This is a genomic window from Chryseobacterium manosquense, from assembly GCF_014623485.1.
GTDB lineage: Bacteria > Bacteroidota > Bacteroidia > Flavobacteriales > Weeksellaceae > Kaistella > Kaistella haifensis.
The window spans coordinates 1,212,451-1,225,214 of sequence record NZ_CP060203.1 but is presented as its reverse complement, the minus strand read 5'-3'; the positions used below and the strand labels follow the sequence as shown (position 1 = coordinate 1,225,214).

At 39.3% G+C, this 12,764-nt stretch carries 20 protein-coding genes and 6 pseudogenes; 13 read left to right on the top strand and 13 right to left on the bottom strand.

What is annotated here, in order from left to right; all coding sequences use genetic code 11:
- Positions 1-24: 24 nt before the first annotated feature.
- Complete coding sequence (locus H0S70_RS05705) at positions 25-1,578, bottom strand: IS1182 family transposase (RefSeq protein WP_188322012.1); 1,554 nt, start codon at positions 1,576-1,578, stop codon at positions 25-27.
- Positions 1,579-1,871: 293 nt separating this feature from the next.
- On the opposite strand from H0S70_RS05705, the gene H0S70_RS05700 reads away from it, so the two are divergent.
- Together H0S70_RS05700 and H0S70_RS05695 are read left to right on the top strand one after the other, a co-directional pair.
- Positions 1,872-2,216 (top strand): type II toxin-antitoxin system RelE/ParE family toxin, encoded by a 345-nt coding sequence (locus tag H0S70_RS05700; RefSeq protein ID WP_031501764.1) that lies wholly within the window; start codon positions 1,872-1,874, stop codon positions 2,214-2,216.
- Positions 2,200-2,529 (top strand): helix-turn-helix domain-containing protein, encoded by a 330-nt coding sequence (locus H0S70_RS05695; RefSeq protein WP_188322011.1) that lies wholly within the window; start codon positions 2,200-2,202, stop codon positions 2,527-2,529. Before H0S70_RS05700 ends, H0S70_RS05695 begins: the two co-directional genes overlap by 17 nt.
- Positions 2,530-2,778: 249 nt before the next feature.
- Here the strand turns inward: H0S70_RS05695 and H0S70_RS14685 are convergent.
- From H0S70_RS14685 to H0S70_RS14155, 3 genes and pseudogenes are all read right to left on the bottom strand, one after another.
- Positions 2,779-2,904 (bottom strand): annotated as a pseudogene (locus H0S70_RS14685) (IS91 family transposase); the annotation flags it as partial.
- Positions 2,885-3,178, bottom strand: coding sequence for a site-specific integrase (locus H0S70_RS14160; protein ID WP_228453798.1), 294 nt, complete (start codon positions 3,176-3,178; stop codon positions 2,885-2,887). The pseudogene H0S70_RS14685 and the gene H0S70_RS14160, both read right to left, overlap by 20 nt.
- Positions 3,132-3,293, bottom strand: a complete 162-nt coding sequence (locus H0S70_RS14155; protein WP_262891144.1) for a phage integrase N-terminal SAM-like domain-containing protein — start codon at positions 3,291-3,293, stop codon at positions 3,132-3,134. The genes H0S70_RS14160 and H0S70_RS14155 overlap by 47 nt, the downstream gene beginning before the upstream one ends.
- Between H0S70_RS14155 and H0S70_RS14440 the strand changes: the two genes are divergently transcribed.
- Entirely contained in the window at positions 3,252-3,383 is a 132-nt protein-coding gene (locus H0S70_RS14440) for a hypothetical protein (RefSeq protein WP_262891157.1), read from the top strand. The two genes, H0S70_RS14155 and H0S70_RS14440, sit on opposite strands and share 42 nt — an antisense overlap.
- 271 nt (positions 3,384-3,654) lie before the next feature.
- Here the strand turns inward: H0S70_RS14440 and H0S70_RS05685 are convergent, their stop codons facing one another.
- Complete coding sequence (locus tag H0S70_RS05685) at positions 3,655-3,972, bottom strand: putative quinol monooxygenase (RefSeq protein ID WP_188322010.1); 318 nt, start codon at positions 3,970-3,972, stop codon at positions 3,655-3,657.
- A gap of 190 nt (positions 3,973-4,162) precedes the next feature.
- On the opposite strand from H0S70_RS05685, the gene H0S70_RS05680 reads away from it, so the two are divergent.
- Positions 4,163-4,522 carry a winged helix-turn-helix transcriptional regulator gene (locus tag H0S70_RS05680; RefSeq protein WP_188322009.1) on the top strand — a complete coding sequence of 120 codons (360 nt, stop codon included), beginning with the start codon at positions 4,163-4,165 and terminating at the stop codon, positions 4,520-4,522.
- A 254-nt stretch (positions 4,523-4,776) separates the two neighbouring features.
- Here H0S70_RS05680 and H0S70_RS05675 read toward each other — a convergent pair.
- A pseudogene (locus H0S70_RS05675) lies at positions 4,777-5,160 on the bottom strand (transposase); the annotation flags it as partial.
- A gap of 36 nt (positions 5,161-5,196) precedes the next feature.
- On the opposite strand from H0S70_RS05675, the gene H0S70_RS05670 reads away from it, so the two are divergent.
- The gene (locus H0S70_RS05670; protein ID WP_123249468.1) at positions 5,197-5,463 is read left to right on the top strand and encodes a GIY-YIG nuclease family protein; all 267 of its coding nucleotides are present in this window, start codon (positions 5,197-5,199) and stop codon (positions 5,461-5,463) included.
- On the opposite strand, the pseudogene H0S70_RS14150 reads toward H0S70_RS05670, so the two are convergent.
- A pseudogene (locus tag H0S70_RS14150) lies at positions 5,464-6,099 on the bottom strand (transposase); the annotation flags it as partial.
- Between H0S70_RS14150 and H0S70_RS14435 the strand changes: the two are divergent.
- The 3 genes from H0S70_RS14435 (at position 6,049) to H0S70_RS05650 (ending at position 7,481) form a co-directional block, all read left to right on the top strand.
- Positions 6,049-6,180 (top strand): hypothetical protein, encoded by a 132-nt coding sequence (locus tag H0S70_RS14435; RefSeq protein WP_262891131.1) that lies wholly within the window; start codon positions 6,049-6,051, stop codon positions 6,178-6,180. The pseudogene H0S70_RS14150 and the gene H0S70_RS14435 overlap by 51 nt on opposite strands.
- A gap of 354 nt (positions 6,181-6,534) precedes the next feature.
- On the top strand, positions 6,535-6,867 hold the full coding sequence (locus H0S70_RS05655) for a PadR family transcriptional regulator (protein WP_188322008.1): 333 nt from the start codon (positions 6,535-6,537) through the stop codon (positions 6,865-6,867).
- 2 nt (positions 6,868-6,869) lie between these two features.
- On the top strand, positions 6,870-7,481 hold the full coding sequence (locus tag H0S70_RS05650) for a DUF1700 domain-containing protein (protein ID WP_188322007.1): 612 nt from the start codon (positions 6,870-6,872) through the stop codon (positions 7,479-7,481).
- Positions 7,482-7,715: 234 nt separating this feature from the next.
- Here the strand turns inward: H0S70_RS05650 and H0S70_RS14680 are convergent.
- A pseudogene (locus tag H0S70_RS14680) lies at positions 7,716-7,856 on the bottom strand (IS91 family transposase); the annotation flags it as partial.
- On the bottom strand, positions 7,822-8,229 hold the full coding sequence (locus tag H0S70_RS05645) for a site-specific integrase (RefSeq protein WP_262891143.1): 408 nt from the start codon (positions 8,227-8,229) through the stop codon (positions 7,822-7,824). The gene H0S70_RS05645 and the pseudogene H0S70_RS14680, both read right to left, overlap by 35 nt.
- Here H0S70_RS05645 and H0S70_RS14145 point away from each other — a divergent pair.
- Both H0S70_RS14145 and H0S70_RS05640 read left to right on the top strand, forming a co-directional pair.
- A complete protein-coding gene (locus H0S70_RS14145; RefSeq protein ID WP_228453797.1) occupies positions 8,167-8,319 on the top strand; it encodes a hypothetical protein in 153 nt (50 codons plus the stop codon). The two genes, H0S70_RS05645 and H0S70_RS14145, sit on opposite strands and share 63 nt — an antisense overlap.
- A gap of 334 nt (positions 8,320-8,653) precedes the next feature.
- Positions 8,654-9,484: a GLPGLI family protein gene (locus H0S70_RS05640; RefSeq protein ID WP_123247436.1), complete on the top strand. Its 831-nt coding sequence runs from the start codon at positions 8,654-8,656 to the stop codon at positions 9,482-9,484.
- Positions 9,485-9,736: 252 nt separating this feature from the next.
- Here the strand turns inward: H0S70_RS05640 and H0S70_RS14675 are convergent.
- Positions 9,737-9,865, bottom strand: a pseudogene (locus H0S70_RS14675) (IS91 family transposase); the annotation flags it as partial.
- Positions 9,843-10,250: a site-specific integrase gene (locus tag H0S70_RS05635; protein ID WP_242589845.1), complete on the bottom strand. Its 408-nt coding sequence runs from the start codon at positions 10,248-10,250 to the stop codon at positions 9,843-9,845. The pseudogene H0S70_RS14675 and the gene H0S70_RS05635, both read right to left, overlap by 23 nt.
- On the opposite strand from H0S70_RS05635, the gene H0S70_RS14140 reads away from it, so the two are divergent.
- Entirely contained in the window at positions 10,188-10,340 is a 153-nt protein-coding gene (locus H0S70_RS14140; RefSeq protein WP_228453796.1) for a hypothetical protein, read from the top strand. The two genes, H0S70_RS05635 and H0S70_RS14140, sit on opposite strands and share 63 nt — an antisense overlap.
- A gap of 569 nt (positions 10,341-10,909) precedes the next feature.
- Entirely contained in the window at positions 10,910-11,788 is an 879-nt protein-coding gene (locus tag H0S70_RS05630; RefSeq protein ID WP_055043294.1) for an alpha/beta hydrolase, read from the top strand.
- 250 nt (positions 11,789-12,038) lie between these two features.
- Here the strand turns inward: H0S70_RS05630 and H0S70_RS14670 are convergent.
- Positions 12,039-12,179 (bottom strand): annotated as a pseudogene (locus tag H0S70_RS14670) (IS91 family transposase); the annotation flags it as partial.
- Complete coding sequence (locus tag H0S70_RS05625; RefSeq protein ID WP_394367322.1) at positions 12,145-12,552, bottom strand: hypothetical protein; 408 nt, start codon at positions 12,550-12,552, stop codon at positions 12,145-12,147. The gene H0S70_RS05625 and the pseudogene H0S70_RS14670, both read right to left, overlap by 35 nt.
- Here H0S70_RS05625 and H0S70_RS05620 point away from each other — a divergent pair.
- Positions 12,490-12,642, top strand: coding sequence for a hypothetical protein (locus tag H0S70_RS05620; RefSeq protein ID WP_188322006.1), 153 nt, complete (start codon positions 12,490-12,492; stop codon positions 12,640-12,642). The two genes, H0S70_RS05625 and H0S70_RS05620, sit on opposite strands and share 63 nt — an antisense overlap.
- Positions 12,643-12,764 lie beyond the last annotated feature (122 nt).

Sequence of the window (12,764 nt, the reverse complement as noted above, 5' to 3'; positions counted from 1 at the left end):
AAGGAGCTGAGGTTTTCGGGTGGCTTAAATTGAAGTGATCAGCGAACTGTGGAACCGGTTTAGAAAAAGCCGGAGTATCCCTTCCGGAAGGTGCATAATCTGGGCATTGCTTTTTGGTTTCCGGGAGATAAACTTCAGGTACTTCTTCAGGTTGTAAGCCAAAGCGGCCATTAAAACATGCTTGTTGGCGTTTTTCATGCCCCGCGTGTTGACCCTCTTCATGCTGTGGTAGTTGATTAGCGTGCCCAGCACCGGCTCCACCGTGGAGCTGCGGCGTTTGGTGAGGAAGCGTGTGTAGTTTTTGTCCCTGTTCAGCTTCTCGTGCATCGCATCGTAGAGCGGCTTGTGGATACTGTCCTCTATCTTCTTGAACTTAGTTACCCTGCCGCAGCACTGGGCACGCAGCGGACAGTCCTTACAGTCACGCTCGCTGCTGCGGTAGCTCTTCTTTTGGTAGCCCTTGCTGTCGGTGAGGATTCTCTTGAACTGTAAGACAGCTCCGTTGCCGCCTTTTTGAGTGCAGCGGTAATGATCCTCCTCCTGCGTTTCTCCTTTTACAAATTCAAATCCCTCCCGTTCCGCTTTGTACTGCCCGAAGTTCGGGATAAACGCATTGATGCCGTTCTTTTCGCAATACTCCAGGCTCTCGCCACTGCTGTAGCCGGCATCCAGCAATGCTTCCTCCGTCCTTATGCCGTGCTGTTCCAGGTTTTCCAGCATGCGGTCCATAATCTCGTGCATGATTGCACTGTCCTTGCTGCCGGCCGTGCTCGCGCAGGCTCCCGTGATAACATGATATTTGTCGTCCACCGCTATCTGTCCGGCATAGTTGAGCTGCCTCGCTTGGCCCGGTTTTACCGAGATTTTGGCATCCGGATCCGTGGGAGAATAATGGGTATGATTGGAGAGGAACTTGGGACGCCGCGGGTTGCCGTCCTCGTCCCTCCTGTCCTCGTTTTTGCTGGCTCCGGGCATGTCTTTGTATTCTTTTTCCTTCCAGGCGTGGTGCTGTTCTACAAGTTTCTTTCGGGCCGAAGTTACCTTGTACTCGCTGTTCTCCTCCAGTTCCTCCACAAACGCTGAAGCGTCTTCCAAAACTTCCTTTTCAACCAGGCTGTCCATGCTTGCATTGGCCTTAATGAAGGCTGAATCCACCGCCTGGCGCTTCCCGCGCACCATGCCTTTCTCTATGCAGAGGCTCAGGATTTTTTGGAACAGTTTCATAAAGAGTTCCTCCCCGAAAAGCGCCCGCGTCCTGGATATGGTGGAATGCCACGGAAGCTCCTCATCCAGGTCGTAGCCCAGGAAAAGGCGGATGGAGAGGCTGTCTGAACAGAACCGCAGCAAGGCGCGGTCGCTGTTTAAATTGTTCAGGTAGCCCACTAACAGTATCTTGAAAAAGACCACAGGATCGATGCTGTCCTGCCCGCAACGGCCGTAATAATGAGAGGTTGACTTGTAGAGGAAGCTAAAGGGTACTTCCTGACTGATTTTACGGTAGAAATCATCCTGGGGAACGAGCCCCTCCAGGCTGAGTTCGTAGAAGATTTTCGGTTCAAATGTTTTTCTGCCTTGCATACGCTAATTTACGGAGAATAAACGATATATACAATTGATTTTCAATATTTTAAACCCGTTTATAACCACATTTTCTATTTCTGAAATCTTTTTACCGTATCTTTGAAAAGAGGTTGTGCAACAGGCACATCGTATTGGCAAAAGGCGGGGTTACAGCTTGAATCGGATTTCAGGGACTGAAATCCGCTCCTTCGCCTATACTCGGAACGTTATGCGACATCCTGTTTGACAATTTTCTTTACAAAATTTGTTTCCCAATTGGGAAATTATTATCTTTGAGAAAAATTTAGAGAATGAAAAATAACTTTGACGTCGAATTATTGCCAGAAGCTCAAAAATTTTTGGATGAATTAGATGAAAAAGTTCGTAAGAAAGTTTATTTCAATATTAAAAAATCTCAAATGACAAACGATAAAGAGGTTTTTAAAAAATTGAGTGATGCGATATGGGAATTTAGAACTTTATACAATTCAAATTCTTACAGATTATTTGCTTTTTGGGATAATTATCAAAAATCTATGGTTCTTGCAACTCATGGAATAATGAAAAAAACTCAAAAAACGCCCAAAAAAGAAATAGAAAAAGCAGAAGAAATTAGGAAACAATACATTCAATATAAATATGGAAACAAAAAATAAAAAATTTGAAACTGTTTCAATTGACAAAATGATTGATAAACATATTGGAAAAATTGGAACAAAAAAAAGAGATGATTTTGAAAATGAATTACGAATTGAACTTCTAGGTCAAGCTATAAAACAAGCAAGACAAGAACGAAATTTAACTCAAGAACAACTCGGAGAACTTGTTGGTGTTCAAAAATCTCAAATTTCTAAAATAGAAAACAGTGTTAAAAACGCTCGTTTTGAAACAATAATGAAAGTTTTTGAAGCATTGGGAGCGAAAGTAAGATTCAATGTGGAAATTAATCATCAAAATCTTGCGTTATAGAAGGACGTCGCATAATAACTAAGCTTTCGTTTTGTCTGCAAGACAAGAAATGAAAGCCCGTTGAACGGAAGCTCCGGTGGCTTTTCAGCAGTATGATGGTTCTCTTATGGGGATGTCGTTTTTAGAATTTAGATACACAAAGCAGTTTTTCGGAAGGACTGCTTTTTTTTGTGGCGTTTGGTAGCCTTTGGAAGTGGTTTTTATGGGGTTTTATTGGCTGTAGGGCACAGCTTCCCTTACCCGCAAAGGTTATTTTACAGACAAAGGTTGGGTGACGAAAAGAAAGTCCTGCGGCGGACCGCGCTGCCCGAAAACGGCAATGGTTACCAGGTTTCCCTCCTTGCAGCACCGACATTTATTGAGCAGCGTTTTGGGTGTGAAGTTTGATATTTCTTACTTCCATACAGCGCAGTCCGCAACCGTAGATCAGGCCGATGAGCAGTTTGTGTTTCAGGAGTTCGGCGGTTTGAAGCATGCGCCAGATCTCTTCGCGGCTTAAAATAGTGGGAAGTTTTTTCACCTTTGGAATCGCGGGAAGATGGAGGTAGCTGTAAGGCAAGCCTTCGGTTTTCAGCAAAAACCGCAGTCCGTAAACGGTATGTTTAAAGTACGACTGAGAAGGGGTTTTTTGATCGCTTTTGAAGTTCAAAAAGGTAATCTTTGATGTCTTCCGGTTCTAATTCGGTAGGGGCTTTACCGAAGTGAAGCGCTAAGGCTACAACGTGACGGGAATAATTGTCGAAGGTACGCTTGCTTCTGCCCAGGATGGAAATATTTCTTTCGAAGCGTTGCAGAAGTTCGGCAAAACCGTTAACTTCGCTCGAGGCACGGTTCAGGAATTTGTTTGTCCTTAAATCCTCCGGAGATTTTTTTTGTAGCCATTTCATGAGTTTTTAAAAGGTTAATAAAAACAAAGTTACTAAAACGGCGAATGGAAAAAGCTACCGGAGGTTTAGTTCAACACAGTATTTCTATTAGCGGGATTGAAGTTTACATCATAAAGATTTTCGCGAGTTGTTCTTTTTGTTATATTTACAAAAAGTAATTATAATAAGCCCCGCCAACAGAAATACCCAACCGTTGTGCGTCATACCGACCGACCGTACCGAAATCAAAAACCGACAACTAATCCGACAAGCCCGAAATCAGTTTTCCCGAATAAGCAACTTTTTCGTCTAACAAAATTTCGACCTTACTCATAAAGTTTTTCAGGTAAGGTTGTTGCCAATGCTTGTCCAAATCTTCCTGCGAACGCCAGACTTCATAAAGAAAAAACGAACCGTCCTTTTCTTCGTGGACATTATAAATCAAACTTCCCTCTTCCGAACGAGTTGGTTGGACAAGTGATAAAAGTGATTTACGAAGTTCCTCTTCATATCCTTTTTTCGGACGTAAAAAACCATAAAGACTAATGGTTTTAGTGGTATCGATATTTTTATTCATTGTAATTTTATTTCTTTCTGATTTATTAGTTTGTGCAAAACAGACAAAAGAAATGGTGCAAGCAACAGACAATACAAATAGTCTAAACATTTTGAAACTGATTTTTATAATTAACAGTACAAATATACAGACGTAACAAACTATTTTGTACCTTATCGACCAATTGTATGGTACTAACAAAAATGTAAGTATGAGTAAAGTAAAAGAAACTTCTACCAATTATGAGAACAAGCAAAATCTTGGTTTGGAGTGTACCGAAATCTATGCAGTAAATCTCATAGGCGGACAATGGACGTTGGCTATATGCTGTCATTTGGCTAACGGAAAACTTCGTTTCGGGGAATTAAGAAAACGTATTCCGAACATAACCGAACGTATGTTGACCTTGCAACTACGGAAAATGGAAGAAAACAAACTGGTAAACCGGACAGTATATGCCGAAGTGCCACCAAGAGTTGAATACGAGCTGACAAAAAGCGGATTACAACTAAACCCTATCTTAAAACAATTGGAAGAATGGGGTAAAAAACATAAGAAAACAACGAGCTGACAAAGAAGTACGAACGCACAATAACTAAGCTTTCGTTTTGTCTGCAAGACAAGAAATGAAAGCCCGTTGAACGGAACCTCCGGTGGCTTTTCAGCGGTATGATGGTCCTCTTATGGGGATGTCGTTTTTAGAATTTAGAGGTGCAAAGCAGTTTTTCAGAAGGACTGCTTTTTTTGTGGCGTTGGGTAGCCTTTGGAAGTGGTTTCTGCGGGGTTTTACTGGCTGTAGGGCACAGCTTCCCTTACCCGCAAAGGTTATTTTGCAGACAAAGGTTGGGTGACGAAAAGAAAATCCTGCGGCGGACCGCGCTGCCCGAAAATAGCAATGGTCACAAGGTTTCCCTCCTTGCAGCACCGGCATTTATTGAGCAGCGTTTTGGGTGTTACCTCCGGGATCTTGATCTTTAAATCGGATTGCAGAGCCTGAAGTTTCCCACGTTTCCAGCTGCTGCTCAAAATCCCGTAATGGCGGATCCGCACAAACCTTCTGGGCAGAATATGAAGACTGAAGCGCCGGATAAACTCCTGGTTGCTCAGGGTCATTTCCTTTTTCTCTCCGCCTTTTCGGTAATCTTTGTAGCCAAACCGGACCTGCTGATCCGTTACTTCTTTGATGCGGTGGTTGCTGATGGCGACTTTACCCCGTAGGATTTCTAACTTTGCTAAAAAGAGAATATGTTTTATTATGTTTATGTCTTACTTAGCGAAAGAGATGGATTGTTTTATACAGGATATACTTCTAATTTGCAGTATAGATTGATACAACACAATAATGGAGAGGTTAAGTCTACTGCAAGAAGATTGCCTTTCAAATTGATTTATTGGGAAGGCTGTTTAAATCAGCAAGATGCGACCAGAAGAGAGAAATATCTTAAGTCTGGAAATGGAAAAATTTATCTTAGAAATAGATTAAGGGAATATCTAAAAAATCCAACGGGGTGAATGCGTGTATCTGCCTAAATATTCAATCACCTGTTTCGGACCGCCAAAAGGTCTTTTGGCATAGACGACCCATTTTTTGGTAAAGAGTTTATCCATTAAATTGGAATCTTTTACTCCCGAAGTTCTCAATAAAGCCACAAACTTTGCCCGGAATACTTTGCTCATCGCTTTTACAGAGAAGAGATATTTATCGGTTCGTACTTTCTTTTTCCACTTTCCGTGATGATCAATTCCGCCGCCAGGAACAATGCAGTGCAGGTGCGGATGAAGGCTCAGTCCGCAACCGTAGATCAGTCCGATGAGCAGTTTGTGTTTCAGGAGTTCGGCACTTTGAAGCATGCGCCAAACTTCCTGCCGGCTTAAAATAGTGGGCAGTTTATTTACTTTTGGAATGGCGGGAAGGTGGAGGTAGCTGTAAGGCAAGCCTTCGGTTTTCAGCAAAAACCGCAGTCCGTAAACGGTATGTTTAAAGTACGACTGAGAAGGGGTTTTTGATCGCTTTTGAAGTTCAAAAAGGTAATCTTTGATGTCTTCCGGGTCTAATTCGGTAGGAACTTTACCGAAATGAAGCGCTAAGGCTGCAACGTGACGGGAATAATTGTCGAAGGTACGCCTGCTTCTGCCCAGGATGGAAATATTTCTTTCGAAGCGTTGCAGAAGTTCGGCAAAACCGTTAACTTCGCTCGAGGCACGATTCAGAAATTTGTTGGTCCTTAAATCCTCCGGAGATTTTTTTTTGTAGCCATTTCATGAGTTTTTAAAAGGTTAATAAAAACAAAGTTACTAAAACGGCGAATGGGAAAAGCTACAGGAGGTTTAGTTCAACACGGTATTTCTATTAGCAGGGTTGAAGTTTACATCATGAAGATTTTCGTTAGTTGTTCTTTTTGTTATATTTACAAAAACCCGTTATCATAATCCCCGCCAACAGAAATACCCAAACGTTATACGACATTTTATCCAAACTCCTGCATAAAATTAAAGCACTGATTTACAAATAGATATTTAAAATTAATATATTTTTTAACTATATACTTTGTTATACTATGTATTTTGTTTTACATTTGTAAAATGAATAAGGAATTTATTGAAAAATGGCAATCACAAGTTAAGAAAGGAACTTTATCCTTTATTGTATTGCTTGTGCTAAAAGAGAATGAACTTTATGGTTATGAACTTATTGAAAAAATAAAAACTTTAACCAATATTGAGATTGCAGAAGGAACGCTTTATCCATTAATGAACAGATTGAAAACTGATAATCTTCTGGAATCTAAATGGATTGAGCAAGAAACTGGAATTCCAAGAAAATATTACTTCTTGACTGAAACCGGAAAACAAACTCTTGAAGAAATGAAAATTCAATGGTCAAACTTACAAATTGGTATAAACAAAATAATCTAAAAATGGAATTCAAAAAAATACAATTCAAAAATGCTGATGCGCAAAAGATTTACGAAAATTATTTAAAACAGATTCAATCAGCAATTAAAAAACTCAATCAAGAAGATCAAAATGATATTCTGATGGAAATGAATAGCCATATTTATGAAAGTATGCCTAAAAACGAAGATGAAAATGGTGAGTTGAAAAATTTGATCAATACTCTGGATAAAATAGGAATTCCGAACGATGTTCTAAAACCGCTTGTTGCAGAAAAAAAACTCAATCAAGCGACAAAAACTTTTAATCCAATTCACATTTTTGAAGCGTTGATTTTAAATTTTTCCTATGGAATAATTTATTTCATATTCTTCATTTTATATTTATTTCTCTTTTCATTTGTTGTTCTAATTTTCGGGAAATTGTTCTATCCAAATAATGTTGGTTTCTTTTACAAAAAAGGAGAAATTTTTCAATACGGAGGTTTTATTGAAAATGAAAAATTACAGAATTACGAAATTCTTGGTAACTGGTTTATTCCAGTTACAATATTACTTGGAATACTATTCTATTTTTTAATAACGCTCTTACTGAAACTAAAAAAATCAATGAGAAAAAAGAAAAATATCGTATAATAACTAAGCTTTCGTTTTGTCTGCAAGACAAGAAATGAAAGCCCGTTGAACGGAAGCTCCGGTGGCTTTTCAGCAGTATGATGGTCCTCTTATGGGGATGTCGTTTTTAGGATTTAGAGGTACAAAGCAGTTTTTTCGGAAGGACTGCTTTTTTTGTGGCGTTGGGTAGCCTTTGGAAGTGGTTTCTGCGGGGTTTTACCGGCTGTAGGGCACAGCTTCCCTTACCCGCAAAGTTTATTTCGCAGACAAAGGTTGGGTAACGAAAAGAAAATCCTGCGACGGACCGCGCTGCCCGAAAACAGCAATGGTCACCAGGTTTCCCTCCTTGCAGCACCGGCATTTATTGAGCAGCGTTTTGGGTGTGAAGCTTGATATTCCTTACTTCCATACAGCGCAGTCCGCAACCGTAGATCAGGCCGATGAGCAGTTTGTGTTTCAGGAGTTCGGCACTTTGAAGCATTCGCCAGATTTCTTCACGGCTTAAAATAGTGGGAAGTTTTTTCACTTTTGGAATCGCGGGCAGATGGAGGTAGCTGTAAGGCAAACCTTCGGTTTTCAGCAAAAACCGCAGTCCGTAAACGGTATGTTTAAAGTACGACTGAGAAGGGGTTTGGCTTCGCTGCTGGAGTTCAAAAAGGTAATCTTTGATGTCTTCCGGGTCTAATTCGGTAGGGACTTTACCGAAATGAAGCGCCAAGGCTGCAACGTGACGGGAATAATTTTCGAAGGTACGCTTGCTTCTGCCCAGGATGGAAATATTTCTTTCGAAGCGTTGCAGAAGTTCGGCAAAACCGTTAACTTCGCTCGAGGCACGGTTCAGGAATTTGTTTGTTCTTAAATCCTCAGTAGATTTTTTTTTGTAGCCATTTTATATGTTTTTTAAGGGCTAATAAAAACAAAATTACTAAAACGGCGAATGGGAAAAGCTACCGGAGGTTTAGTTCAAAATCGGTTTTGCAAAAGCGGGGTATTAAAGGCTCTTGCGTTGAAGATTTTCGCATTTCTAGTCGCAAAACTTTTCCATTTTTAATTTTTTTTTGTAATTTTAAAAAATGGAAAAAGTTTTTGCTCAGGTTCGTGATTATAGAAAGTTTTGCCTTTCTTAGCCGCTCCTTCGCAAAGCCGTTTTCCGTTATCGGCAAGCGTATCAGAACCTTCCCAAAACAAAGAATATGAATAGAATTTTTGCACTTTTAATTTTTATTTCGGGTTTGACTTTTTCTCAAACTCACAGATTTTTTTATGAACTGAAATTTAAATCAGACTCAACGCAAACTGAACCGTCAAAGAAAATAATGGTTTTGGACATAAATCCAAAAGAAACTAAATATTATGATAATGCTTTTTTGGAAAAAGACTCCATAAATAAGAAATTTAATTCTCAAAATACAAATTGGACAAGTCAAATTCCCGTTACAAGAAAAAGAGGTTCCAACAAGAATACGAATTTTGGGATGATTGATTTCCAAACCTATTCTTACCAAACAGATAACGCATTAAATTGGAAACTGACAAATGAAACAAAAAAATATCAAGGTTTGAATTTGCAAAAAGCAACGACAAACTTTGGCGGAAGAAAATGGACAGCGTGGTTTACAAAAGATTTTCCTTTTTCAGAGGGGCCATACAAATTTCAAGGTTTGCCTGGATTAATAATTTTGTTGCAGGACGAAAAAGACAACTATAATTTTTCATTTGTAAAAAATGTAAATCTTAAAGAGACTTATGACACTTCAAATTTTTTAGAAGTAAGATATGGAAACAAACCAATTCCCGTTTCAGAAAAAATATTCGTAAATAAAAAATTGGAGTATTTTAATGACCCAATTCACGATATTAAATCAAAATTGGAGAGTGGAACGACAAATAGTGTAGATTTTAACGGAGTAAGGTATACTAAAGCAGACCAATTAAGACCAATAATTGAACAAGAACAAAATTATTTACGCAAAAACAACAATCCGATTGAACTCAATAAAGCACTAAAATATCCTAAAAAATAAAAAACGCCTGCCGATAATAACTAAGCTTTCGTTTTGTCTGCAAGACAAGAAATGAAAGCCCGTTGAACGGAAGCTCCGGTGGCTTTTCAGCAGTATGATGGTCCTCTTATGGGGATGTCGTTTTTAGAATTTAGAGGTGCAAAGCAGTTTTTTCAGAAGGACTGCTTTTTTTTGTGGCGTTGGGTAGCCTTTGGAAGTGGGTTCTGCGGGGTTTTACTGGCTGTAGGGCACAGTTTCCCTTACCCGCAAAGGTTATTCCGCAGACAAAGGTTGGGTGACGAAAAGAAAATCCTGCGGCGGACCGCGCTGCCCGAAAACGGCAATGGTGACCAGGTTTCCCTCCTTGCAGCACCGGCATTTATTGAGCAGCGTTTTGGGTGTGAAGCTTGATATTTCTTACTTCCATACAGCGCAGTCCGCAACCGTAGATCAGGCCGATGAGCAGTTTGTGTTTCAGGAGTTCAGCACTTTGAAGCATTCGCCAGATTTCTTCACGGCTTAAAATAGTGGGAAGTTTTTTCACCTTTGGAATCGCGGGAAGGTGGAGGTAGCTGTAAGGCAAGCCTTCGGTTTTCAGCAAAAACCGCAGTCCGTAAACGGTATGTTTAAAGTACGACTGAGAAGGGGTTTTTGATCGCTTTTGAAGTTCAAAAAGGTAATCTTTGATGTCTTCCGGGTCTAATTCGGTAGGGACTTTACCGAAATGAAGCGCCAAGGCTGCAACGTGACGGGAATAATTGTCGAAGGTACGCTTGCTTCTGCCCAGGATGGAAATATTTCTTTCGAAGCGTTGCAGAAGTTCGGCAAAGCCGTTAACTTCGCTCGAGGCACGATTCAGGAATTTGTTGGTCCTTAAATCCTCCGGAGATTTTTTTTTGTAGCCATTTCATGAGTTTTTAAAAGGTTAATAAAAACAAAATTACTAAAACGGCGAATGGGAAAAGCTACCGGAGGTTTAGTTCAACATCGGTTTGGCAAAAGCGGGGGATTTTCACAAAGTTGAGCCTTTGGTAATTTTTAGTCGCAAAAAACCATTTCGTTTTTAAATTTTTAGTAATTTTACAAAAACGAAAATGGTTTTTGCTCAGTGCAGTTTTAGTATAACTATTTGATTGTCAAAGCCCCGCCTTCGCAAAGCCGTTTCCCGTTAGCAGAAATTCCCCTACTCGAAAACGGAGTTGTTTTTAGCCGCTAACGAAGAAATTTTCACTATTTTGGATAATCAAATGGTCAAAAATTAAAATCTATAACTATTTGATTATCACTGAATTGATTTAACGTTAGTCAGAATTTTATCGAAAACCCCGCAAAAAACAACTCGGGAACAAAATTTAACAATTCGGAAATCATATTTGACAGTTCAATCAAAACAAATTCTTCAACAAAAAATAATTAGTCAAATTTACCAATCAAATTGTGAAAAGAATGAAAACAAAGAAAATTTTGAAAATTATCGGCTTAATTTTATTTTTGGGATTAGTAGGAATTATTGGTTTAGGAGTTTATTTTTACAAAACAAAACCAATTTTTGAAGGAATTGTAAATAATGACGAATCAAAACTTTTTTATTTTCCAAGCAAAGAAATGCTACCTTTCAAAGAGTTGCCACATTCAGAAAAAGTTTTAAAAGTTAATGAGTCAATTAACATTTATACTTATGTGTTTAAGCCAAAACAAGAAACAAATTCAAAAATATTTTTTATTCATGGAGGCGGAGGAAATGTAAGCACTTACCAAGATATGATAAGACCATTGGTTGAAAACGGATTTGAAGTTTATGCTTTTGATTGGAGAGGTTTTGGAAAATCAAATGGAATTCCAAATTATCAAGGGGTTTTGAAAGATACTGAAATGGCATTTAAAGATTTTTTAAATTCAGAAAACAATGGAAATAGCAAAATAGTTGTTTATGGAATGTCTTTAGGAGGTCAACTTGCCGTAAAAATAACTAAAGAAAATCAATCTAAAATCAATTTATTAGTTCTTGATAGTTCTATTGAATCTGCACAAACTTTAGCAATGGATTATTCTCCAATTTCATTTCTGAAAGAAAAAGCGAAAAATTCTCCTCAAGATTTTAACCAAGAATATGTTGCTGTACAAGACATAAAGTATATTGAGAATGTTCCTAAAATAATTATTCAAGGGAAAAATGACAAAATTGTTCCTGTAATTAGAGGAAAAAACCTTTATAATTCCGCAAAATTTCCGAAAACTTATTGGGAAAATAACTCTGAACATATCATGACATTGATAGATTTACCAAAAGAAACCACCGAAAGAATTAAAAAACAATTGGAATAAGAAAAACTTCTGCTAATAACTAAGCTTTCGTTTTGTCTGCAAAACAAGAAATGAAAGCCCGTTGAACGGAAGCTCCGGTAGCTTTTCAGCAGTATGATGGTCCTCTTATGGGGATGTCGTTTTTAGAATTTAGAGGTACAAAGCAGTTTTTTCGGAAGGACTGCTTTTTTTGTGGCGTTGGGTAGCCTTTGGAAGTGGTTTCTGCGGGGTTTTACTGGCTGTAGGGCACAGCTTCCCTTACCCACAAAGGTTATTTTGCAGACAAAGGTTGGGTGACGAAAAGAAAGTCCTGCGGCGGACCGCGCTGCCCGAAAATGGCAATGGTTACCAGGTTTCCCTCCTTGCAGCACCGGCATTTATTGAGCAGCGTTTTGGGTGTGAAGCTTGATATTCCTTACTTCCATACAGCGCAGTTTGCAACCGTAGATCAGGCCGATGAGCAGTTTGTGTTTCAGGAGTTCAGCACTTTGAAGCATTCGCCAGATTTCTTCACGGCTTAAAATAGTGGGAAGTTTTTTCACCTTTGGAATCGCGGGAAGATGGAGGTAGCTGTAAGGCAAGCCTTCGGTTTTCAGCAAAAACCGCAGCCCGTAAACGGTATGTTTAAAGTACGACTGAGAAGGGGTTTTTGATCGCTTTTGAAGTTCAAAAAGGCAATCTTTGATGTCTTCCGGGTCTAATTCGGTAGGGACTTTACCGAAATGAAGCGCCAAGGCTGCAACGTGACGGGAATAATTGTCGAAGGTACGTTTGCTTCTGCCCAGGATGGAAATATTTCTTTCGAAGCGTTGCCGAAGTTCGGCAAAACCTTTAACTTCGCTCGAGGCACGATTAAGGAATTTGTTGGTCCTTAAATCCTCCGGAGATTTTTTTTTGTAGCCATTTCATGAGTTTTTAAAAGGTTAATAAAAACAAAGTTACTAAAACGGCGAATGGGAAAAGCTACCGGAGGTTTAGTTCAACTTAGTCTTGCTAG